The sequence below is a fragment of the Janthinobacterium sp. J1-1 genome (assembly GCF_030944405.1).
Lineage (GTDB): Bacteria > Pseudomonadota > Gammaproteobacteria > Burkholderiales > Burkholderiaceae_D > Janthinobacterium.
In genome coordinates this window covers 986,535-1,008,090 of record NZ_CP132339.1, presented here as the reverse complement: position 1 = coordinate 1,008,090, position 21,556 = coordinate 986,535, and the positions used below count along the sequence as shown (strand labels likewise).

Below are 21,556 nucleotides of genomic sequence, written 5' to 3'. Positions count from 1 at the left end.
TTTCCTCGTGATTACAAATCGTCTGGCGTATCGATGTCGCGCAAGACGCCATTATCGGTCACGACCACTTCGCGCGCCACATGGCTGTGCACGATGGCGCGCGCGCCCTGGTCGCCGTCCAGCGCCAGCAGCAGCGGCAAGTGGAAGGCACTGAAGGCTACCGGATTGCCGCGCCGGCCCTGGCACACCGGCACCGCGATCTGCGCCCCGTCGCCGATCGCATGCGACAGGGCGGCGATGGTCGCCGGCGCCACGTACGGCATGTCGCCCAGCGCGATCAACCAGCCCGGCGCGCCGCGCGCGTAATCGATGGCGCAAGTGAGCGACGCCGCCATGCCCGTATCGGCGTCATGGCAGACGCGCACCTCGCAGCCCAGGGACCCGAGCAGGCGCGCCACCTGCGTGTCGTCCGGGCGCACCACGGCCAGCACGCGCGGCAGCGCGGCCAGCAGGTTGCGGGCCGCCGCCGCCACCACCGCCTGACCCGCGTATGGCCCTTCGGCCAGCGGCTGCAGCAATTTGTTCTGCACGCCGGAGGGGTCGAAACGCCGTCCCCTGCCGGCCGCCAGCAAAATGCCGATCATGCTTGCGCCAGGGTGGTGGCGGCATCCTTGATGGCGGCGCGGATGCGTTGATATGTGCCGCAGCGGCAGATATTGCCGCTCATGGCGCTGTCGATATCGGCGTCGCTGGGCGACTGGTTGGCGCGCAGCAGCGCCGTCGCGCTCATCACCTGGCCGCTTTGACAGTAGCCGCATTGCGGCACGTCGTGGCCCACCCAGGCCGCCTGTATTGCTCTGCCTACCTGGTCATTTTCCATCGCTTCGATGGTGGTGATCTTTTGCCGGCCCACCGACGAGATCGGCGTGATGCACGCGCGGATCGGCTGGCCGTCCAGGTGCACGGTGCAGGCGCCGCACAGGGCCGCGCCGCAGCCGAACTTGGTGCCGGTCAGGTTCAGGTTGTCGCGCAGCGCCCACAGTATCGGCGTGGACGGATCGGCATCGACCTGCATGTCGCGGCCATTGATATTCAAGGTGATCATCTGCGGCTCTGGCTCTTTATTGGGATGGCATGGCGCCAACGCTCCATGATACCCAAAAAGCGCGGAAAAAATGGCGAAAAAAAAGCGCGCCTGCGAGGGCGCGCCTGTCGGTCCTGCTGACCCTTGCTTACTTGATGGTCGACAGTTTCTGTTCCAGCGTCTTGGTATCGATCGCGCCTGGAATGCGGCTGCCGTCGGCAAAGAAGATGGCCGGCGTGCCCGAGACGCGCAATTGCTGGCCCAGCGCCAGGATCTTCTCGTGCGGGTTGGCGCAGTTGGCCGCCACCGTGGCCGGCACTTTACCGTTCAGCATCCAGTCGTCCCAGGCCTTGTTGCGGTCCGGTGCGCACCAGATATTGCGCGACTTGGCGATCGAGTCCGGCGACAGAATGTTGTACATGAAGGTGTAGACGGTGACGTTGTCGATTTCCTTCAGCGCGTTCTGGCGGAAGCGCTTGCAATAGCCGCAGTTCGGATCTTCGAACACGGCGATCACGCGCTTGCCATTGCCCTTGACGGTTTTCAGGGCCGAGCCCAGCGGCAGGTCCGAGAACTTGATGCGGTTGACTTCGTCCAGGCGCTCCTTGGTCAGGTCCTGCGAGGTCTTGGCGTCGAACACGTGGCCGACAAACAGGTATTGCGCATTCTTGTCGGTGTACAGGATGTCGCCGCCGGTGCGCACTTCGTACAGGCCTGCGTACGGCGTTTCCTTGATCGAGTCGACCGTGGCGCCTTCGCCCAGGCGTGGCTCGATCAGCTTCTTGATAGTCGCTTCCACCGGGGTCTCGGCGCCGGCGCACGACATCAGCAGGCCGGACGTCACCAGCAATGCCATTTTGCTTATTTTAATCACTTACTTCTCCAATTGATCACAAAACAATCGCCGCAGCCTTCCAGCCGCGGCGATCTTGTCTCAGACTTTCCGTTATCGTTGATTGCCGAGCGCATGCGAAATCATTTTCCGCTTCAGCGCCGGCAATTTATCCAGCAAGTTTAATCCCAAATTGCGAACCACGCGCAGCGGCTCCAGATCGGCGCCGAACAAGCGCGCCAGGCCATCGGTCGCCATCAGCATCAGCATCACGTCTTCCTTGCGCGCGCGCGCATAGCGGGCCAGCACGCGCTCGTCGCCGATGCCGCGGTGCGCTTCGCGTTCGTTGATGGTTTTCACCAGCTGCGCCACGTCGGCAAAACCGAGGTTCATGCCGTGGCCCGCCATCGGATGGACCACGTGAGCGGCGTCCCCCACCAGCGCCACGCGCGGCGCGACCATGGCGTGCGGACGGATCAGGCGCAGCGGGAACGCGCGTATCAGTTCGGGCTGCAGGGGCGTCAGGGTGCCCAGCTTGTCGTGGCACCAGGCGGACAGGCGCGCGGCCAGCTGCGCGGCCGATTCGGCCTGCAGGGTATCGGCCAGCGCATCGGGCGCCGACCATACCAGCGAGACGCGGTCGCCCGGCAAGGGCAGCAGCGCGATAATCCCGTCGGCACCCGTAAACCACTGATGGGCCGCGCCATGATGCGGCTTTTCGCAGGCGAAGTTGCTGACCACGCCGCGCTGGCCATACGGGCGGTAATCGAGGCCGATATCGCACTGGCCGCGCACCCACGACTGCGCGCCGTCGGCGCCCACCACCAGCGAAGAGGTGATGGTATCGCCGCCTTCGAGGTGCACGATGGCGGCGTCCGCCGTCCATTCCAGGCGCGTGGCGTGGCCCTGCACCAGGTTGACGTTCTGCGCGAATTTCAGGGCCGCGTCCAGCGCCTGGCCCAGGTTGCGGTCTTCGATGATCCAGGCCAGCGTGCCCACGTGGGCGCCATAGGCGTCGAAGCCCAGCGCCCCCGCCTGCGCGCCGTCGCCGTTGACCAGCATGGCGTCGACCGGCGCCACGCGGGCGGCGTCGAGCGCACCCCATACCTTCAGGGACGACAGCAGCTGGTGGGCCGTGTGATTGAGCGCAAACACGCGCACATCCCAGCTGGCGTCATCAAGCGGCGCGGACGGCCTGGCCGGGCACAGCAGGGTGACGCTCTGCCCGGCCTGGGCAAACGCCAGCGCCGTGGTTTTCGCGATGGCGCCGTCGCCGACGATGCAAACGTCGCTGTGGCTGTGCATGAAGCGCCGCATGGAGGGGGAGGATGGACTGTTCATGCGGCCATTATAGCGTTTGCACCGGCCCTTTCAGATAGTCCGGAAGTACAGTGCGGCGACCTCAGGATCAAGCGGTGCCATGAAACACGGGGAGCACATATTGCGCGATTTCCTGCATGGTGTCGTCCAGCGGCCGGCGGTTCTGCCGCAACTGCAAGCCGATATGGCGCACGCCCGCCTCGCGCATCGCCTCCAGTTCCGCAATCAAGCCATCGCGCCCCGTGCGGGCGCCGAAGCGGAAACGCTGCAGCGGCATGGCGGGGTCCTGGTCCAGGTCCAGGTGGATAAAGCTGACATAAGGCTTGCCCTCACCCGCTACCGCGCGCCACTGTGCCGCGCGGCGCGCATGGTCGTCGGGCGTGCCCGGATACGCGAGCCAGCCATCCATCTGCTCGCCGATCCAGGCCGGCGACTGCTGCGCCAGCCCCGCCACCAGCAGCGGCAAGCGCGTGGCCGGCCGGGGCAGCAAGCGGATGCCGGCCGGCAGGTGCGCCGTACCCCAGTCGCGCAGCATGGCGACCTGCTCGCGAAAGGCCGCGCCGCGCTGCTCGAAATCGCGCCCGAATACCGGATATTCCACCGGCCGGTCGCCGCTGGCCACGCCCAGCAGCAAGCGCCCGCCGCTCAACTGGTCGACGCTGGCGGCCGCCTTCAGGGTCAGCACCGGCTCGCGCAGCGGCAGCACCACGGCGGCAGTGCCCAGCAAGATATGCTCGGTGATGCCGGCCAGGTAGCCCAGATAGGTAAACACCTCGAACACCTGCGCCGCGTCGCCGAACGACGGGTCGTACAAAGGCACGTCGCGCAGCCACAGCGCGCGAAAACCGAGGCGGTCGGCCAGCCTGGCCAGCTGCGCGTGGCGCCGCAGGTCCGGCTCGCCCGGCACGCGGCTGGAGGCCGCATTGGCCTGGCGCCCGATCGACGACCAGTCATTATCGAGCGGCAGTTCCAGGCCGATGCTCAAGCCCTGTTGCCCCAGCTTGTGCAGGGCGCTCATGCCGATGCCTCTGCAGTCGATGTGTCCTGGCCGGCGTGGTGCGGTGATGGGGCGTTCATGCGATTTTTCTCCATGGATGATGGTGCAAGGTCCCTGCCAATGGCAGCGGTGCCGATCACCGCACTATGCACCCATCTTTTATTGAGAAAAATACCGTTTATATCAATTCATATTTGACTTGGATGCAATGAAATGCGCTGCCGCATAAAAAAACAGGCGAAATCGCCGCCGGCTCTTGCATTCATGTTTTGGTCTGCTATAATTCGCCACCTTGGCCTGGTAGCTCAGTCGGTAGAGCAGAGGATTGAAAATCCTTGTGTCGGTGGTTCGATTCCGCCCCGGGCCACCAAGAATTGGTTTTACTTTCAAAAACGCCACCTTCGGGTGGCGTTTTTGCGTTTGGCGCTCCACTTGCTGGCCCAGCGCCTATGCCGGGGGCACAGGCGTTGGCGACTGCCAGTTACCACATCAAATCATCAGGAATCTGGAACGCCGCATACGGATCATCCTCTTCCACTTGCGTACTGGCCTGCTTGACGCGCACAACGATGGCCGGGTCGCGCTCGGCGATCTTGTCGGCAATAATGCGCGGCACCAGTTCCACCGCGCCCGCCAGGCAGACGATCACCAGGCGCCCTGCCACCAGATGGCCTTGCACGGCCGGCGTGACGTAGATGCGTTCAATCTTGTTGTTGAAGGTGAAGTTGTACGGCACTTCGGCGTGGTTGCCCTTGCTCTGGCGGTTCTTCTGCACCATCTGCGCGATCTGCGCGATGATGGCTTTCTGGTTGGCGGCCGCGTCGCGCTGAGCGTTCAGTTCACGCGCGCGCTCGGCGTTCTTGCGCTGGGTTTCCAGTGCGGCGAGGCGCACTTCGTCGACGCTTTGCGTGCCGCTCTTGCGCTCATCCTTCTTTTGCTTGCTCTTGTCCTGGTTGGCCAGCTTGACCTTTTTCTTGTCGACCAGGCCGGCCTTTAAAAACTGCTCTTGCAACGAGACCATGATTACTACTCCGTATTGAAGATGCGTCGGCGGTGACCGGCGGAAAGACGTAAGCATAGCGCAGGACAAAACCGCCCGCTCACAAAAAAGAGACAAGAAGGCCGACTTCCATGCCAAAGTTGTTGATAAATGTCATATAGTTAGTTACGTACCGCATATTGATACGCACACTCAAGCCGCACTCACTCAACCGCCTTCTTGCAAGGAACTGCCATGAAACAACTGATTGCTCTTTGTATCGCCGCCTCGTTTGCCAGCGCAGGGTTTGCCGTCGCGCAAGATGCGGCCCCGGCCGCCAAGACGGCGCAACAAAACAAGATGACCACCTGTAATGCCGATGCCGCCGGCAAGAAAGGCGACGAACGCAAGGCCTTCATGAAGGAATGCCTGAGCGCCAAGCCCGTGCCCGCCACGGGTACGGCCCAGCAAAATAAAATGAAGACGTGCAATGCCGACGCGAAAGACATGAAGGGCGACGAGCGCAAGGCCTTCATGAAGTCGTGCCTGAGTGCGCAAAAAAAATAAGCGCGCCGAAGAAATAAGCATTCGAAAAAATGGCGCTCGGCCCAGCCGCATGGCTGGGCCTGATGCGCAAACTGGCAGGCCTGCAATCGGCTACAGCGGCAATCTTCGGTCTGCGGCCACACGCATCTTTGCAAATTCCAGGTATCGAACCTCACAATGGACCGATGAGCAGGCAGGCCGACAGGCCGACCTGAAGAAATCCGACGGCGAGATCGGCATTGAAGTGGTATATGGTCGATTTGAAGGTACGTACGCCAATCGCCAATAACAGCGCGCCCAGCATGCCATTGGCCAGGCGATGGGATCGACGGCTGAACAGGTAGCATGCCAGGAAGAAGCCATTGGCCGCGCCAAGGGCGCTGAAGAAAAAGAGCAGTTGACTTAAAATCACGGGTAGACATCGCAGGAAGTGATTAGCCGTAGCGAATTGACACACCATCTGCTCGCCGGCCGACAGACCGGACCATTGCCGCGGCAATCCGGATACCCATATTTTTGCCATCACCGCATATTTGACAAGACAATACCGCTGTAAAACCAAACAATATGGAGGCATGGTCATGGCAGGCCGTGGCAGGCAAGTCAAGAATTATCTGACTGCAACCATGCTGAATGTTCAAGATGACTTGAGGATTGATAAGGCGTAATATTTATTCAATGGCCGTCACGGCGCGGCGACACAGCACTACTCCCGAGAGAGGACGGCAGCGTGGCGGTATCGAATGATCTCGCGCATTGGCGCAGACAGATTTTTGCGCGCCTGCTGCAGGCGGTGCTGCTGCTCGGCATCGCTACCGCCATCCCCAGCGCCCTGCTGGCGGCACGCGAAGGTATCTGGACGATAGTCGCGCTGGACATGACGTCGATCGCCTGGATCGCCGCCCTCTGGTATCGCAGCGGTGCCTCCTACCACTGGCGCGTGTGGCAGTTCCTGGCCGTGATCTACATCGTCGGCGTCGGCCTGCTGCTGAAAATCGGCCCGGTCAGCCAGATCTACCTGCTGGCCATCCCGGTGCTGGCGTCACTGCTGCTGGGCCTGCAACCCGCGCTGTGGATGCTGGTGCTGACGTCCACCTCGCTGTTCCTGCTGGGCCTGCATCCCGACATCAGCCTGCATCTGCACGGCGTGCCCGATTCGCCGCTGCTGCGCTCACTGATCGTCACGCTCAACTTCCTGCTGATCGCCGCCATACTGACCTTGTCGTCGGCCTTCTTGCTGCGCCACCTCGAGCACTCGCTGGACAGCCTGCACGCCAGCGCGCTGTCGCTCGAACACAGCAGCGCCGCACTGGCCCAGCGCAATGCCGAGCTGCGCCTGACGGCGATGGCGGTGGCGCGCCTGAACGACATGGTGATCATCGCCGAAGCCGTAGTCGGACAAGGCACGCCGCCAACCACGCGCATCATCTTCGTCAATGACGCGTTTGAGCGCAGCAGCGGCTACGCGCGCGACGACGTGCTGGGCCGCAGCCTGCTGTTCCAGCGCGGACCGGACACGGACACGGCCGAACTGGCCCGCATCAGCGACGCCATGGGCCAGTCGCAGCCGGTGCGCACCGAACTGCTGAACTACACCAGCGGCGGGCGCGCCTACTGGATCGAGGCCGAACTGGTGCCGTTTGCCGATGCCGGCGGCGCGCCCACGCACTGGGTGGCCGTCGAGCGCGAGATCGGCCAGCGCAAGAAGTCGGAACAGGACATCCACCAGCTGGCCTTTTATGACGTGCTGACGGGGCTGCCGAACCGGCGCCTGCTGATGGACCGCATCGGCCAGCTGCTGGCGGCGGCGCCGCGCGAACATGGCATCAGCGCGCTGATGTTCATCGACCTCGATCACTTCAAGTACATCAACGACGCGCGCGGCCACGCCACCGGCGACGCGCTGCTGCGCATGGCGGGCGAACGTCTGGCGCAGCTGATGCGCAAGGCCGACACGGTGGCGCGCATCGGTGGCGATGAATTCGTGGTGCTGCTGGCCCACCTGGCCAACGACATGGACAGCGCGGCCCAGGCGGCGGGCCTGGTGGCGGAAAAAATCCGCGCCGCGATCGCGTGCGACTTCGAGATCGGCGCCCAGTCGTATCACTGCTCGGCCAGCATCGGCGTCACCCTGCTGCCCAAGACTGGCCAGAAGGCGCACGATCTGCTGCGCGAGGCCGACATCGCCATGTACCGCGCCAAGGCCGAAGGGCGCAACGGCATTGCCTTTTTTGAAGTGGCCATGCAGGCTGGCGTGGAACGCCGCCTGACCATGGAACGGGCGCTGGCGCGCGCGCTCGACGCGGGCGAATTACGCATGCACGTGCAGCCGCAGCTGGACCGCCACGGCCAGGTGACGGGCGCCGAAATGCTGATGCGCTGGCCGCAGGCGGACGGCAGCATGATCGCGCCGTCGCTGTTTATCCCGATCGCCGAAGAAACCGGCCTGATCCTCAAGCTGGGCAACTGGGCGCTGCAGCAGGCTTGCCAGGCCGCGGTGCGGCTGGCGCAGGCCGGCCACCACTTCGCGCTGTCGGTCAATGTCAGCCCGGCCCAGTTCCGCCAGCCCGATTTCGCGGCCCGCGTGCGCGCGGCCCTGAGCGAGTCGGGTGCGCCGGCCGGGGCCCTGGTGCTGGAATTGACGGAAGGGCTGCTGGTCGACAAGCGCGACGCGGCGCTGGCGCGCATGCGCGAACTGGCCGCGCTGGGCATCCGTTTTTCCATCGACGATTTCGGCACCGGCTATTCCAGCCTGGCCTACCTGACCTCGATGCCGCTGTACGAACTCAAGATCGACAAAAGCTTTGTCGACGCCACCCCGCACGACACGCGCGGCACGGCCATCGTGCAAGCCATCCTCGGCATGGCCGGCCACCTGGGCTTGCGGGTGGTGGCCGAAGGCGTGGAAACGCAGCAGCAGGCCGACTTCCTGGTGGCCCACGACTGCGACGGCTTGCAGGGCTATCTGTATGCACGGCCGATGCCCCTGGAAGACTTGATCGACTGGCTGACGCAACGGCCTTCTTGATTTTCCGCCATTTCCCTAGCGAAACCCTTTCGCTAGAATACCGGGCTTCCGGCCCGGCTCTGCCGCCTTTCACTTCCTGTCCAAGCGATCTCCAATGCGTCTGGTACTTCCCCTGCTATTGTCCGCCCTTGCCGGCTCCTTCGCCCATGCCGCCCCCACTACCGCACCGACGCCGATTTCGCTGGACCAGGCCATGGCCGATCCCGACTGGATCGGCACGCCCGTCGAAACGGCGTGGTGGGGCTGGAATGGCCAGGTCTATTACAAGCAAAAACGCCTCGGTTCTCCTTTGCGCGACATCTATCAGCTGGCCGGCGCCGGCGCCGCGCTCAATAGCGGCAAGCCGGTGGCCGACGCGCAGCTGGCCAATCTCGATGGCGAGCAGATGGTCTACCGGCGCGACGGCAAGCGCGCCATCCTGCTGCGCAATGGCGATTTGTTCGAACGCGACCTCAAAAGCGGCGTGCTGACGCAGATCACGCGCGGCGTGCCGGCCATCAGCGACCCGCAGTATTCCAGCGACGGCGCAGCGGTGCAATACCGCAGCGGCGACGACTGGCATAGCTGGAACCGGCTTGACCGCCTGAGCGCGCCGGTGGCGCTGCTGCGCGCGGCCAAGGACCCGGACGCCAAGCCCGAGGCGGACAGCCAGCGCGAACTGCAGCTGCGTTTGATCGTCAACCTGGCGCGCCAGAAAGAGAACCGCGAGACCAGCCTGGAACGCCGCAAGGAAGAGCGCCGCCTGGACGCCACACGCGCGCCCGAGCCGATCTATTTGGGAGACAAGGTCACGATTTCCGGCAGCGTGCTGTCGCCGGACGGACGCTGGCTGCTGTTCGTCACGCAGGACAAGGGGGCCGAAAAGGGCAAGCTGGGCAAACTGGCGCGCTATGTGACCGAAACTGGCTACCCGGAAGCGGACGATGAACGCACGCGCGTGGGCCGCAACATGCCGATCGCGCAAACCTTGAGACTGGCCGCCTTGCGCGCCGAGCAGAAACTGCCGCCCCTGAAAGGCAACCGTCCGGTACGCGTGGACGCCTTGCGCGACGGCATCGTGTGGAGCGCCGACGGCGCGCAAGCGGCAGTGCGCGTGCGCGCCGTCGACAACAAGGACCGCTGGCTGGCCACCGTCGATCTGGCCAACGCCGCGCTGGTGCCGATGCACCGCATCAGCGACGCGGCCTGGGTCAACCGCCGCGCCGACGAATTCGGCTGGCTGCCCGACAGCGCCACCCTGTGGTATTTGTCCGAGGAAAGCGGCTACGCCCATCTGTATGCCAAGACGGGTGCCGCGCCCGCGCGCGCCCTCACCCACGGCAACTGGGAAGTGAGCAATGTGGAATGGACCCGCGACGGCGCGCGTGCCTATTTCCTGTGCAACCCGCAGCAGCCAGGTATCTATGAAGTGTGCGCATCGACCGCGAAGGACGGCGGCGCGCGCGAGGTGACATCGTTGAAAGGCGTGGAAAGCTTTGCCCTGTCGCCCGATGCGGGCAAGCTGCTGGTGCGCTATTCGGCCAGCTACCTGCCGGCGCAGCTGGCCACCGTGCCTGCCGCAGGCGGCAAGGCCAATATCCTGACCGATACACGCAGCGACGCCTTCAAGGCGCGCAACTGGGTCATGCCGCAACTGGTGCAAGTGCCGTCCACGCATGGCGCGGCGCCGATCTGGGCCAAGCTGTATCGCCCGGCGCAGCTGGAAGCGGGCAAGCGCTATCCGATCGTGATGTTCGCGCACGGCGCCGGCTATCTGCAGAACGTCACCGAGCGCTACCCGGTGTATTTCCGCGAGCAGATGTTCCACAACCTGCTGGTCGAACAGGGTTACATCGTGCTCGATGTCGACTACCGCGCCTCGATGGGCTATGGCAGCGCCTGGCGCACCGCCATCTACCGCCAGATGGGCCACCCGGAACTGGAGGACTTCATCGATGGCGCGCACTGGCTGGCGGCGCAGCACCAGGGAGATATCAACAACGTGGGCATCTACGGCGGCAGCTATGGCGGCTTCATGAGCCTGATGGCCCTGATGCGCGCGCCCGAGCTGTTCAAGTACGGCGCCGCGCTGCGCCCCGTGACCGACTGGACGACGTACAACCACGAATACACGGCCAATATCCTGAACACGCCCGAAGTCGATCCACAAGCCTATAAAATCTCGTCGCCGATCGAATACGCCGAGCAGCTGAAAGGCAACCTGCTGATCGCGCACGGCATGATCGACGACAACGTGTTCTACCAGGACTCGGTACGCCTGTCGCAGCGCCTGATCGAGCTGAAAAAGGACAACTGGGAAATGGCCAGCTACCCGATGGAACGCCACGGCTTCGTGCAGCCGGAAGCGTGGTATGACGAGTACCGCCGCATCTACCAGCTGTTCCAGCGGACGTTGAAATAAGGGCGGGGGTCACGTTTGGGGTTAGCAAATCGCGCTTGCCACGCCATCGACTCTGGCACATCATGCAACGATGAAAACCCCTATGCTCCCCACCCTGCTGCGCGCCGCCTGCGCCAGCCTTGTCATGCTGATCATCACTGCCTGCGGCAGCGCCCCCACGGCCACGCCGGCACCGGCGCCGGGCAGCGCCAGCCTGGCCAAACAGATCAAGAAGGAAGTCGGCGACGCCGCCTGCGACGCGCCCAAACAATGCGAGACCATCGCCATCGGCGCCAAGGCCTGCGGCGGCCCCGAGCGCTACCTGGCGTGGTCGAACAAGAGCAGCGACGGCAAGCAATTGACGGCGCTGGTCCAGGCGCAGGCCGAGGCCAGCCGCAAGCTGCAGCAGGCGGACGGCATGATGTGCACATGCGCCATCGTTACCGACCCCGGTGCGACCTGCGAGGCGGGCCGCTGCGTGCTGAACAAGGGTATCGCCCCGATCATGTAAAGCGCGTCAGGACTGCAGCTGCAAGGTCTTGACGAGTTTGGTTTCCACTTTCTCGCCCGCACCCGAGATCGCGTGCCGGCTTTCCTTGCGCAGCAACAGCAGATGGTCGCCAGAAACGCCATACTGGCGCGTCTCGTCCGTCTTCTGCGCGAAGCTGACCACCACAAAGGCGCGGCCGCTGACATCGACGCGGAAACTGCTGCCCAGCGGCGTGCCATCGGCCGCGATCCACACATCGATGCCGCCATCGAACTTTTTCACGTACTTGCGGTCTTTTTCGGGCACCTTGTCGATCGACAAGCTAAAGCTCAGCTTGCGCGCCGGCTTGCCCTTGTAGCTGTCCATCTTCTCGCCGCTGAACACGGCCTCGTCCAACTCACGCGACAAGGCGCCCGCCGCCGACACCATGGCGCGCAATTCCGTCCCCTTCAGTTCGCCCAGCGCGAAGTCGGTCGAGGTCTTCGCCTTCGGGTCTTTCACTTTTGCGCGCTGCTCGGCCTCCACTTTCGCCAGCAACTCCTTGCTGTACAACACCTGCAATCCCGCCGCGCCGCTGTCGACCACCACGCTGGCCTGGCCGCTATCCTCCTCGGCGTCCTTGCCCTCGCCCTCCCGGCGCCAGGTCTTTGACTCCACCTGCGCTTTCACGGGCGACTGCCCCTGCAATTTCGCCAGCGCCGTCTTCAGGTCATCGAGCCCATCGGCCCGCACCGTCCCGCAAATCACACTCATCAACCCGGCCGCAGCCAGGCATCGCACACCACAACGTAACTGCATCGTCGCATCCCTTCAGGTCGTACAAGGATGCCAAAACACCATGTTTTGGCCATCTGTTGCATTTGAACACAGGATGCACTGGTCAGGTAGAAACTCTTTCTGCTATAATTCGCCGCCTTGGCCTGGTAGCTCAGTCGGTAGAGCAGAGGATTGAAAATCCTTGTGTCGGTGGTTCGATTCCGCCCCGGGCCACCAAGAACAGTCTGAAAACGAAACGCCCACTCATGCAGTGGGCGTTTCGTTTTCAGGATTCATAATTCTAGTGTTCGCTGTATTGCACGTATTGGTTTTACTAGCGAACTCTTCGTCTTCCGCTCGCTTCCATCCATGGCGGACAACGCACCTCAAGCAAACGAAGGTTCCGCCCATACCGCATTGAGCAGTATCACACGGCTGTATTTAAGACGATACCATTTTGCCCGATGGGTTAGTCTGTAAAGTCGCAGTGATACTGTGCATGCCAAACAGTTGAAAATATGTCACGGATGAAATCAAGCCTCTGTTTTGTTATAAACATACGTTCTGATATGGGGATTACTCTGATGAATGACACAGAAACCCAGCGTGAATATCTTCACCGTCAAATGCATGAGCGCCTTGGCCATCTTGAATTATCTGTTCAATGGTATCGATGGCGACACTATCGTTATCAATCAGTTGCCGTTGTCCTGTCAGCGTTGATTACCATAGTCTCAGGCCTAAAATTGACGCTCCTTCCAGATTTTGCTGCCAGCAATATAGTTCTGGTTCTGGGTGCACTGTGTACTGTAATCGCCGCTTTTGGAGCTTTTTTTTCTCCGCAGCAGTCATGGCACTTGAATGCCGAAATTTATGGTCGTCTCCGTGCGCTGGAGGCACAATTGGATTTCATTGAACGGGGCCAGGATTTCGAGAAAAACGAGGGACTTATCTTGGCCAAGATATTTGATGAATACCAAACCATTCTTGCTGACTACAACAAGAAATGGCAAGAGCTTCGCCAGAAATCATAGTGATTTAGCCAATATCCGTCCTTGATTCAGTTCTGCCTCGAAGCACCAAAAATTGATAAGCAAAGCAAAACGCCAACCCATGCATATTGGCGCTTGTATTTCAAGTCTATCTTCCTGCCTTCAAGTCGCATGTGGCGGCACGGCGTCCGCCCCGTGCGCGGTGTCCATGCCTATGCCACCGCCGCCATTGCCGCCACCTCCACCGTTATTCCCCGATTTGTCCCCATCGCCCTTCCCCCGTCCCGCACTCCCCTGCGTGCGCGTCGGTCCCTGCAACGGGATCAGCACATCGTCCGGCATCGGCCCCAGGTCGAGCGCGCTGCGGATAAAGCTGCGCAGGCTGATCACCAGTTCGGCAGTATGGATGGGGCGGCCCGCCGCCAGGTCGGCCGCTGCCTGTCCGGCCAGCCGGCAGTGTTCTTCGGTACCGAGCAGCAATATGTCCGCCAGCGCCGCTTCGACCGCATCGCGGATGCGGCGGGCACGCTCGGAACTGGTCGTTCCGATGTCGTACTGCCCTTCCCCACCCGCTAGCGCGCGCTCGCGCAGGTCGCGCAGGTGGGTCGGATCGACCGTCAGTTGCCCGGTAAACGAGCCGCCCAGGGTGCGGTAGGCCGCCATCAACGTTTTCACGCGCTCATTGATCTGCCGGTTCATCCGTTCGCGGCGTTGCTGGATGGTCTGCATCATCAGCATGCGGATGCCCACCCCCAGCAAGGTAAAGACGGCCAGGCCGATGATGGTGGTCATGGCGGCTTCCCAGGAACTGAAATCGATATTGCGCATTGCGGCCTCGCCACTGATTGTCGATACGATGCAGTGTACAGAATCGGCTGGGTCCGGATGGCTCCGCAGGGCGTTTATGTCCGGCAACTAACTGTCACCCACGGCAATTTCATTTATTCTGCACAACATTAATGCTGAGATTGTCAACGCCGCCTCTCTGGTCACGCGGGCTTCAGCCACATCATTCCAGAAGGATCTCGATTCATGCTTTCCACTACACAACCGTCCGCCACGGCGACGCCGCCCGACACCAAGGAGAGCCGCTTTGTATTCAAGGTCGCCATCGCCGCCACCATGGGCGCGCTGGCCTTCGGCTACGACACCGGCGTGATCTCGGGCGCGCTGCCCTTCATGAGCACGCCGCTGGCCGAGGGCGGCCTTGGCCTGACCCCGGTCACGGAGGGTGTTGTCACGTCGGCGCTGGTGTTCGGCGCCGCCATCGGTTCATTGATGGCCGGCACGCTGTCGGACAAATACGGCCGCCGCACAACCTTGCTGGGCCTGGCGCTGGTGTTCCTGATCGGCGTGCTTGGCACCACCCTGGCGCCGTCGGTGGCGATCATGGTCGTCATGCGCTTCGTGCTGGGCATTGCCGTCGGCGGCGCCTCGTCGACGGTGCCGGTATTTATCGCCGAGATGGCAGGCCCCAGCCGGCGCGCCAGGCTGGTCAGCCAGAACGAATTGATGATCGTCGGTGGACAACTGATCGCGTATATCCTCAACGCGGCGCTGGCGCATTTTTCCGGTTCGCCGCACGTCTGGCGTTATATGCTGGCGATCGCCGCCGTGCCGGCCATCCTGCTGGGACTGGGCATGCTGTTCGTGCCCGCCTCGCCGCGCTGGCTGGCCAGCAAGAACCGCATGAAGGAAGCGCGCGCCGTGCTGGAACAGATCCGTTCGAGCGACAAGCAGATCGAGCTCGAACTGGACGAGATGGTCAAGCTTAACAAGATCGAGCATGAACAGACTGGCTGGTCCGCCGTGCTCGGTACGCCATGGATACGGAAATTGTTGTGGATCGGTATCGGCCTCGGTTTCGTGGCCCAATTTACCGGCGTCAACGCCTTCATGTATTTCACGCCCATCATTCTCAAATCAACCGGCCTCGGTACCAATGCGGCTCTGACCGCCACCATCGGCAACGGCGTGGTGGCGCTGGTCGCGACCTTTATCGGCATCTGGCTGATCGGCAAGCACGGGCGCCGCTCCATGCTGATCACCGGCCTCGGTTTCGTGATCGCCACCCAGGCCGCGCTGGGCGCCGTGCTGCTGTTCATGCCCGAGGGCCTCATGAAAAGCTACGCAGCGCTGGCCTGCATCCTGTGCTTTTTGCTGTTCATGCAGATGCTGATTTCACCCGTGTACTGGCTGCTGATGTCGGAACTGTTCCCGATGCACCTGCGCGGCGTGCTGACTGGCACGGCCGTGGCCTGCCAGTGGGTATTCAACGGCCTGGTAGCGCTGCTGTTCCCGATCGCCATGGCGCAGTTCGGCAGCGCCACCTTCTTTGTGTTTGCCGGCATCAATGTGCTGTCGCTGATCTTTGTCGCCACCTGCCTGCCCGAAACCAAGGGCAAATCGCTGGAGGCGCTGGAGAAGTTTTTGGAGAAGGAGCTGGGCAAGCCGGCTTGAACAGGAATTGAACGGTGTTTCCAAAAAAACGCCAACCCTGTACAGGTTGGCGTTTTATGCGGCATCAACTCCCCTTCTCTGCCTTCTTCGGCAACACCTTCACCACCGCCATATCCTGCGCCAGCCTGAACTCCTGCGCAAACGCGCGCATGCTCTCGGGCGTCAACGTACCGGCCAGTTGCTTGCTGTCCGCCAGGTAGCGGGCGTCGCCAAATTGCGTGTAGCTCAGTTGCAAGCGGTTGAACTGGGTGGTGCTGTCCGCCACCCGTTTCGACTCGTCGCTGCGCATCTTGGCGATTTCTTCCTTCAGCATGGCCGTGTCCAGTTGCGCAGGCAGGCGTTCGAGCACGCGTTTGGCCGATGACCACAAGGCGTCCAGGCGTTCCGGCGCGGCCGTGAACGACAGTTCGCTGTTGGCATGGTTGTGCGGGTCCAGGCTCAGCTTGTAGTTGAGGCGGTAGATGCCGGCTTCTTTTTCGCGCAGTTCCTGGCGCAGGCTGCGGTAGATGATGCGCGACAGAATCGCCGTGCGCATGGCGCGCTCGGGCGTCCATTCCATGTCCTGGCTGCCTTCGGCGCGCACGCTGCCTTGCGGCTCGACACTGATGGCCAGGCGGCTTTCGCGGTAGCCCTTGCGCTGCGCCAGCGCGGTTGGCGCCTGCGCGGCGGCCTGGCGCGGAATGCCGGCCAGGTAGCGCTCGGCCAGTTCCCTGACCTGGGCCGCGTCCAGCGGTCCGCTGACAAAATACGTCACCGGCTGGCGGCGCAGCTGCAGCCATTGTCCGCGCACCGTCTGCAAACCCTGTTCCGTCATCAATTGCTTCAGGGCGCCGGCATCGGGATAGCCGTCCAGCGGCAGCTCGCCATAGCGCAGCACGCTCATTTCGCGGCCCGCGCGTTCGCCGGCGCTGTCCGGGCGGCGCGCCGCCTGGCGTGCCAGTTGCTGGCCCACGCTGGTGAGCGCCTCAAGGCCAATCTCGCTTTGCAGCTGGCGCGCCGCATACAGGCGCAGCAGGTCTTCCAGCTGCGCGGGCGCGACTTGCGCGGTGTAGCCGAGCTGGATCGGGCTTTGCTGCTGCGACAGCTTGACCTTGCGCTCGCTTGCCCAGCGATCGAGCTCGCCCGGCGCTTGGCCGGACAGGTCGGCGTCGCGGCCCAGCTGGGCCGCCAGCTGCCACTGCCACGACGGCGCGCCCGGCATGCGGTAGCCGGCCAGCGCATGGGCGGCAAAGCGCATCGTGCTGTCTTCCGGCGTGGCGTGCCAGACCAGCACATCGCCATTGTCCAGGGTCCAGCGCTGCACGCCATTGCCGAGCTCATCCTGTCGCACGATGTCGCCACTGGACGACAGCCGCGGCATGCTGGCCACGGTGGTCACTGGCTCCGCCTTCAGCAGGGCCGGCAGCGGTGCCGTGGCAATTTTTTGCTGCGTGGCCAGCACGTCTTCTTTCGATGGCAGGCTCAAGGGGCTCAGGCCCGGCGCCAGCATGAACAGCGCGCGGTCGGGCGCATTGACCCATTGCAGGGCACGCGCGTTGATATCGGCCGGGCTCAAGCCAGCCAGGATGCGGCTGATCTGCGCCTGTTTTTGCAGCGGGTCCTGCATGATGCGCTCGCCCTCCACGGCGGCACCCAGCATCTGCAGCCAGCCGTTGAAGTCGCGCGCGGCCTGCTGCGCCGGGCCCTTGTCGTTCAGGCGGCGCACATCGGCAATTTCGCGCTCGATATCGGCTACGTTCAGCCCATTGCGGCGCAGGCGTTCCTGCACCAGCAGGATCTGTTCCATGGCGGCCCGGTGGGCGTCGACCGCCACGCTGGAGGCAAAGCCCAGCGAGGCCGTCGATTCGCCGAGCTCGCCCTTGCTGACGGTCAGCGAGGAAACGCCGGCCGGCAGGCTGTCGGCGGACTCGCGCACCAGCGCACGCAGGCTGCGCTCGGCGATGCGGTCGATGATGCGCTCGCGCAGGCCGGCTTCATCCTGGCGCTTGTCGACCGTGAAACGCGTGACCCAGCCAACCTGGCTGGTGCCGCTTTCCGCATCCTGCAGGCGCGTGATGCGCAGCTGGTCGCGCAGCACGGGATCGGGCGCATTACGTTGCGGCAAAGCGGCCGGCACCAGGCCGCCAAAGTAACGTTCGATGGCAGGTTTCAGGGCGGCAGCATCGACCTTGCCGACGATTAGCAGGGCCATATTGCCGGGGCGGTACCAGTCGCTGTAGAACTTGCGCAAATTGTCCACCGGCTGCTGGCGGATGCTCGCTTCCGTGCCGATGGTCGGGCGTTGCGGGTACAGCGAACCCTCGCGCAGCATGGCGCGGCGCTGGCGGTCCATCCGTTCACGCACACCCAGCTTGGTGCGCCATTCTTCGAGGATGATCTGGCGCTCGCGCTCCAGGCCGTCGGCCGGTATCAGCGCGCCGCCGGCGATCTCGGCCAGCACGCCCAGGCCCGCGTCGACACGGCCGGGCGGCGCCGTCAGGTAATACAGGGTGCGCTCGAAATTGGTCTGCGCGTTGTAGTGCGAGCCGATGCGCCAGCCCAGGCTTTCCATATGGGTCTTCAAGCCTTCCGGATGGGCCTTGGTGGTTTGAAACACCATATGTTCGACCATGTGCGCCACGCCGGACTGATCGTCCTTTTCATCGAGCGAGCCGACGCGCACCAGCAGTTGCAGCGACACTTGCTTGCTCGCTTGCGGGTCTGCGGCGCTGGCGCTGTCGACGATGTAATACGTCAGGCCGTTGGCCAGCTGACCGCGCTGCACCTGGCTGTCCCAGCGGAACGATTCAACGGTGGCGGCCATCGCTGGCGCCACGATGGCGATGCACAGGGTAAAGAAAGCGATGCCCTGCAGTTTTTTGCGCGTAGTCATCATGTTAGAAACCATAGCCGATCTCCAGCGCGAAGGTGCGGCCCCGTTCGTAGCTGGCATAGGTGTCGTTGACCGTCATCTTGTTTTTTTCATTGGTGATGTTTTCGATGGTCAGTTTCACATCGAGGCGCTGGTTGCGGTACACACGCGGATTCCAGTTCACAACGGTATCGATGGCATTCGACTGGGGCAAGCGGGTCTTCTCGTAGTTTTCCAAGGTCGCGCCTTCGTGGACGAAGGTGCCGTTACGCAAAATTTTCTCGTAGCCACCGCGCATGCGCAAAATATTGCTGACGGTCAGGCTATGCGCAGGCCAGGTGCTCATGGCGCCGATGCGCAAGGTCCAGGGACGGTTGTAGTTCTCGGCAGGTTGCTCCGAATACCGGATCACCTTGCAGTCGTAGCGGATCAGGTCGTCGCGCAACATCGCCGAACCGTAGTTTTCCGCATAGGTCGCATAGTTGGATTTGACATCACTCTTGTTCACCGCGATCCACATGCGGTTGGCCACGTCGCCGATCTTGAAGGCGCGCGCATTGGACCAGCTGAGCGTGATGTCCTTGGTGTCGCTGCCGCCGTCATTGCTGAAAATATAGCAGCTGTTGCTGTTGCAATCGGTCTGGCCCGAGCGTACCAGGCGCACCACCTGGTCCTTGCCGTTACGATGCGTGAATCGCAGGCTCAAGGGGCCGGCCAGCAAGTCCGAGTCATAGGTGACGCCAGCGGTCAGCTCGTCGTCATACGGCGACTTCATGTCTTCCAGGCGGTTCAGGGGCTTGCTGGTGGTGGCCGCGCCCCAGGCCAGGTTGTTGGTGCGCGTTTGCGTCGTCAGCAGGGTATTGGCTTTTTCCTGCAGCGCATAGGCAAACAGGTTGCGGCCGTAATAGCGGTTGGCGCCGACATCGAGGTACAAGGGGTCCGTCACCTGCCAGCCCAATTTCAGGCGCGGCGCGAAATTGGTGCCGCCGGCCAGGCTGTCCTTGTCGCCGCGCACGCCGACGCGCAGGGTCAGGTTGCGCCAGGTCGCCTCGTCTTCCGCATAGGCGGCCCAGGAATTGCTTTCAATATCAAACTTGCCCGCGTGATAGGTCATCAGGCGGCCGAAATACTGGCCTGCGTTCTGGCGCGGTGTCCTGGTGACCGAGCACGCTTCCGTATCGACCGTGCCGTCGGGCAGGGTGCAGCGCGAGGCGGCGCCGGTGGTCGGCAAATTGGCTGGCGTCAGATAGTAAAAATGGTCTTTCAGGCGTTCGTAATTGGCTTCCTGGTGGCGCAGTTCTGCGCCCGCCGTGGCGCGATGCCGGGTCTGGCCCAGGTTGAACGGCTCGAATGCGGCACGGAACTTGTACTGCATGGTTTGTATTTCCTGGTCGATATCGCCGCGCGCGCCCTCGCCACTGGTCGGATTGGTGCTGCCAGTCGGGTCGCCCCAGTTCTTGTCGGTCGACCAGCGCCAGGCGCGGTAATAATCGGCATCGCTGCGGCGCGACTGCTCGTTCTTGGAATACGATACCTGGTGCGTCAGCCTGGCCAAGTCGTAGCGCGATTCCCACTTGCCGCTCAGATTCAGACCGCCGCTATCGATGGTGTAATTGCTGTCGCGGTAGTTTTCCATGAAATAGGTATTCGACGACGGCGCATACACCACCGTCACTTCGCCCTTGTGGCGGCTGTCGGCCGGCGAGTAGTCGGCCTTGAGCAGCATGGTATCTTGCTGCCGGGTCTGCGTGACTTCGCGGCTGGCGGTGGTGCCGGCGTTTTCGGTATTGAAACGCTTGAGCGGAATCTCGGATTTGCGGCGCACCACGTTCATCAGCACGCCCCAGCTGTCGCTGGGCCGCGCTTCCACCGTGGTTTTATATGTCCATTTCTTGAAATGCGGCTGCAGATCGGCATTCGCCGAGTCTTCGAATTCTTCCTGGCGGGCCGGATCGATGAACAGCTTGCTCCAGCTGGAGGAGCTGTAGCCCACCGAGACATTGCCGCCAAACTTCTTGCGTGCAGAACAGACGGTAGCGCTGACCACGCCGCCGGTAAAACGGCCATACTCGGCCGAGACATTGGAATCCTTGACATCGATCTCGCACAAGATGCTGCTGTCGATGGCCAGCGCCTGCGAGCCGCCCGGTATCTGGTCGACGCTGGTGGTGGTGATCTTGTTGCCCGGATCGATATCGTTGGAAATTGAGATGCCGTCGACCAGGATTTCATTCTGGTACGGCTTGGCGCCATGGATGCTGATCTCGGCCGGCGCGATTTCGCCGCCGGTGGCCGACGCCAGCGACGTTTCGGCGTACTGGATGTTCGGGTTCAGTTTCAGCTGGCTGGTCATGTCGCCGTTAATGGCCGGCATGTTGCGGATCATTTCACGGTCCATGCGCTCGACCGTCGGCAGCGTCTTTGCTTCGACGGTAATTTCCGACAGCGTGTGCGCCGGCCGCTTTTCGGCCGCCGAACGCTCGTCGCGCACAGCGGCTGGAACAGGACGGGCGCGCAGGATATAGCCGCCCGAGGCCCCCATCACGACTTCAAATCGGGAATCGGCCAGCAGGGCCTGGAAGCCCGACGGCACATCGTATTTGCCTTGCAATCCACGCGACTGCAGACCCTGCAGCAAGGCGGCGTCAAACACCAGGATGACACCGGATTCGGCGGCAAAGCGGTTCAGCACATCGGCCAGCGGAGCAGAGCCCAGCGCATAGGTTTTCGCCGGCGCCGGGCGCGGCGGCGCGTCGGCGGCAAGAACGGGCAGGATGACGCCAGCGCTTAACAGCGCGGCCAGCAGGGGACGCAGTTTGCGTACAGGAAAAGAAACGGGGACAGCGCTATCGGCAACAAGAGTCATTTTTCGTCTACAAATAATGGGCTTATCTGTAGGCC

17 protein-coding genes and 2 tRNA genes are annotated in these 21,556 nt (G+C 62.9%); 8 read left to right on the top strand and 11 right to left on the bottom strand.

The annotated features are described in order from the left end of the window. Positions 1-11 precede the first annotated feature (11 nt). The 5 genes from Q8L25_RS04515 to Q8L25_RS04495 form a co-directional block, all read right to left on the bottom strand. Positions 12-584, bottom strand: coding sequence for a nucleotidyltransferase family protein (locus tag Q8L25_RS04515; RefSeq protein ID WP_308923745.1), 573 nt, complete (start codon positions 582-584; stop codon positions 12-14). Beyond that, positions 581-1,045 (bottom strand): 2Fe-2S iron-sulfur cluster-binding protein, encoded by a 465-nt coding sequence (locus tag Q8L25_RS04510; protein WP_308923744.1) that lies wholly within the window; start codon positions 1,043-1,045, stop codon positions 581-583. Before Q8L25_RS04510 ends, Q8L25_RS04515 begins: the two co-directional genes overlap by 4 nt. 127 nt (positions 1,046-1,172) lie before the next feature. Further along, entirely contained in the window at positions 1,173-1,898 is a 726-nt protein-coding gene (locus Q8L25_RS04505; RefSeq protein ID WP_308923743.1) for a DsbC family protein, read from the bottom strand. A gap of 72 nt (positions 1,899-1,970) precedes the next feature. Beyond that, positions 1,971-3,197: an FAD-dependent monooxygenase gene (locus Q8L25_RS04500; protein ID WP_308923742.1), complete on the bottom strand. Its 1,227-nt coding sequence runs from the start codon at positions 3,195-3,197 to the stop codon at positions 1,971-1,973. 67 nt (positions 3,198-3,264) lie between these two features. Next, a complete protein-coding gene (locus tag Q8L25_RS04495) occupies positions 3,265-4,194 on the bottom strand; it encodes a TIGR03571 family LLM class oxidoreductase (RefSeq protein WP_308923741.1) in 930 nt (309 codons plus the stop codon). Positions 4,195-4,467: 273 nt separating this feature from the next. On the opposite strand from Q8L25_RS04495, the gene Q8L25_RS04490 reads away from it, so the two are divergent. Next, positions 4,468-4,543, top strand: a tRNA-Phe gene (locus Q8L25_RS04490). A gap of 111 nt (positions 4,544-4,654) precedes the next feature. Here the strand turns inward: Q8L25_RS04490 and Q8L25_RS04485 are convergent. Next, positions 4,655-5,194 carry a DUF2058 domain-containing protein gene (locus Q8L25_RS04485; RefSeq protein ID WP_308923740.1) on the bottom strand — a complete coding sequence of 180 codons (540 nt, stop codon included), beginning with the start codon at positions 5,192-5,194 and terminating at the stop codon, positions 4,655-4,657. A gap of 213 nt (positions 5,195-5,407) precedes the next feature. On the opposite strand from Q8L25_RS04485, the gene Q8L25_RS04480 reads away from it, so the two are divergent. Further along, positions 5,408-5,719: a PsiF family protein gene (locus tag Q8L25_RS04480; protein ID WP_308923739.1), complete on the top strand. Its 312-nt coding sequence runs from the start codon at positions 5,408-5,410 to the stop codon at positions 5,717-5,719. A 151-nt stretch (positions 5,720-5,870) separates the two neighbouring features. Here the strand turns inward: Q8L25_RS04480 and Q8L25_RS04475 are convergent, their stop codons facing one another. After that, positions 5,871-6,281 carry a hypothetical protein gene (locus Q8L25_RS04475; RefSeq protein ID WP_308923738.1) on the bottom strand — a complete coding sequence of 137 codons (411 nt, stop codon included), beginning with the start codon at positions 6,279-6,281 and terminating at the stop codon, positions 5,871-5,873. 147 nt (positions 6,282-6,428) lie between these two features. Here Q8L25_RS04475 and Q8L25_RS04470 point away from each other — a divergent pair, with 147 nt between their 5' ends. The 3 genes from Q8L25_RS04470 (at position 6,429) to Q8L25_RS04460 (ending at position 11,617) form a co-directional block, all read left to right on the top strand. Further along, complete coding sequence (locus Q8L25_RS04470; RefSeq protein WP_308923737.1) at positions 6,429-8,726, top strand: EAL domain-containing protein; 2,298 nt, start codon at positions 6,429-6,431, stop codon at positions 8,724-8,726. Positions 8,727-8,820: 94 nt separating this feature from the next. Beyond that, a complete protein-coding gene (locus tag Q8L25_RS04465) occupies positions 8,821-11,127 on the top strand; it encodes a S9 family peptidase (protein WP_308923736.1) in 2,307 nt (768 codons plus the stop codon). A gap of 82 nt (positions 11,128-11,209) precedes the next feature. Next, complete coding sequence (locus Q8L25_RS04460; protein ID WP_308923735.1) at positions 11,210-11,617, top strand: hypothetical protein; 408 nt, start codon at positions 11,210-11,212, stop codon at positions 11,615-11,617. A 6-nt stretch (positions 11,618-11,623) separates the two neighbouring features. Here Q8L25_RS04460 and Q8L25_RS04455 read toward each other — a convergent pair whose 3' ends face one another. Then, the gene (locus tag Q8L25_RS04455; RefSeq protein WP_308923734.1) at positions 11,624-12,349 is read right to left on the bottom strand and encodes a hypothetical protein; all 726 of its coding nucleotides are present in this window, start codon (positions 12,347-12,349) and stop codon (positions 11,624-11,626) included. A gap of 164 nt (positions 12,350-12,513) precedes the next feature. Between Q8L25_RS04455 and Q8L25_RS04450 the strand changes: the two genes are divergently transcribed. Both Q8L25_RS04450 and Q8L25_RS04445 read left to right on the top strand, forming a co-directional pair. Next, positions 12,514-12,589 (top strand) — tRNA-Phe (locus Q8L25_RS04450). 347 nt (positions 12,590-12,936) lie between these two features. Next, positions 12,937-13,386, top strand: coding sequence for an SLATT domain-containing protein (locus tag Q8L25_RS04445; protein ID WP_308923733.1), 450 nt, complete (start codon positions 12,937-12,939; stop codon positions 13,384-13,386). 120 nt (positions 13,387-13,506) lie between these two features. On the opposite strand, the gene Q8L25_RS04440 is transcribed toward Q8L25_RS04445, so the two are convergent. Further along, entirely contained in the window at positions 13,507-14,172 is a 666-nt protein-coding gene (locus Q8L25_RS04440) for a hypothetical protein (RefSeq protein WP_308923732.1), read from the bottom strand. A 204-nt stretch (positions 14,173-14,376) separates the two neighbouring features. On the opposite strand from Q8L25_RS04440, the gene Q8L25_RS04435 reads away from it, so the two are divergent. Next, positions 14,377-15,804 carry a sugar porter family MFS transporter gene (locus Q8L25_RS04435; RefSeq protein WP_308923731.1) on the top strand — a complete coding sequence of 476 codons (1,428 nt, stop codon included), beginning with the start codon at positions 14,377-14,379 and terminating at the stop codon, positions 15,802-15,804. 64 nt (positions 15,805-15,868) lie between these two features. On the opposite strand, the gene Q8L25_RS04430 is transcribed toward Q8L25_RS04435, so the two are convergent. Together Q8L25_RS04430 and Q8L25_RS04425 are read right to left on the bottom strand one after the other, a co-directional pair. Beyond that, positions 15,869-18,679 (bottom strand): insulinase family protein, encoded by a 2,811-nt coding sequence (locus tag Q8L25_RS04430; RefSeq protein ID WP_308923730.1) that lies wholly within the window; start codon positions 18,677-18,679, stop codon positions 15,869-15,871. 1 nt (position 18,680) lies between these two features. Further along, positions 18,681-21,521, bottom strand: a complete 2,841-nt coding sequence (locus Q8L25_RS04425; RefSeq protein ID WP_308923729.1) for a TonB-dependent receptor plug domain-containing protein — start codon at positions 21,519-21,521, stop codon at positions 18,681-18,683. Positions 21,522-21,556: the final 35 nt, after the last annotated feature.

Coding starts and splice junctions, on each gene's coding strand:
- Q8L25_RS04435 (WP_308923731.1), top strand. CDS start 14,377: ATGCTTTCCACTACACAACCGTCCGCCACGGCGACGCCGCCCGACACC.
- Q8L25_RS04510 (WP_308923744.1), bottom strand. CDS start 1,045: ATGATCACCTTGAATATCAATGGCCGCGACATGCAGGTCGATGCCGAT.
- Q8L25_RS04475 (WP_308923738.1), bottom strand. CDS start 6,281: ATGACCATGCCTCCATATTGTTTGGTTTTACAGCGGTATTGTCTTGTC.
- Q8L25_RS04455 (WP_308923734.1), bottom strand. CDS start 12,349: ATGAGTGTGATTTGCGGGACGGTGCGGGCCGATGGGCTCGATGACCTG.
- Q8L25_RS04440 (WP_308923732.1), bottom strand. CDS start 14,172: ATGCGCAATATCGATTTCAGTTCCTGGGAAGCCGCCATGACCACCATC.
- Q8L25_RS04430 (WP_308923730.1), bottom strand. CDS start 18,679: ATGATGACTACGCGCAAAAAACTGCAGGGCATCGCTTTCTTTACCCTG.
- Q8L25_RS04500 (WP_308923742.1), bottom strand. CDS start 3,197: ATGAACAGTCCATCCTCCCCCTCCATGCGGCGCTTCATGCACAGCCAC.
- Q8L25_RS04445 (WP_308923733.1), top strand. CDS start 12,937: ATGAATGACACAGAAACCCAGCGTGAATATCTTCACCGTCAAATGCAT.
- Q8L25_RS04425 (WP_308923729.1), bottom strand. CDS start 21,521: ATGACTCTTGTTGCCGATAGCGCTGTCCCCGTTTCTTTTCCTGTACGC.
- Q8L25_RS04465 (WP_308923736.1), top strand. CDS start 8,821: ATGCGTCTGGTACTTCCCCTGCTATTGTCCGCCCTTGCCGGCTCCTTC.
- Q8L25_RS04515 (WP_308923745.1), bottom strand. CDS start 584: ATGATCGGCATTTTGCTGGCGGCCGGCAGGGGACGGCGTTTCGACCCC.
- Q8L25_RS04495 (WP_308923741.1), bottom strand. CDS start 4,194: ATGAGCGCCCTGCACAAGCTGGGGCAACAGGGCTTGAGCATCGGCCTG.
- Q8L25_RS04485 (WP_308923740.1), bottom strand. CDS start 5,194: ATGGTCTCGTTGCAAGAGCAGTTTTTAAAGGCCGGCCTGGTCGACAAG.
- Q8L25_RS04480 (WP_308923739.1), top strand. CDS start 5,408: ATGAAACAACTGATTGCTCTTTGTATCGCCGCCTCGTTTGCCAGCGCA.
- Q8L25_RS04460 (WP_308923735.1), top strand. CDS start 11,210: ATGCTCCCCACCCTGCTGCGCGCCGCCTGCGCCAGCCTTGTCATGCTG.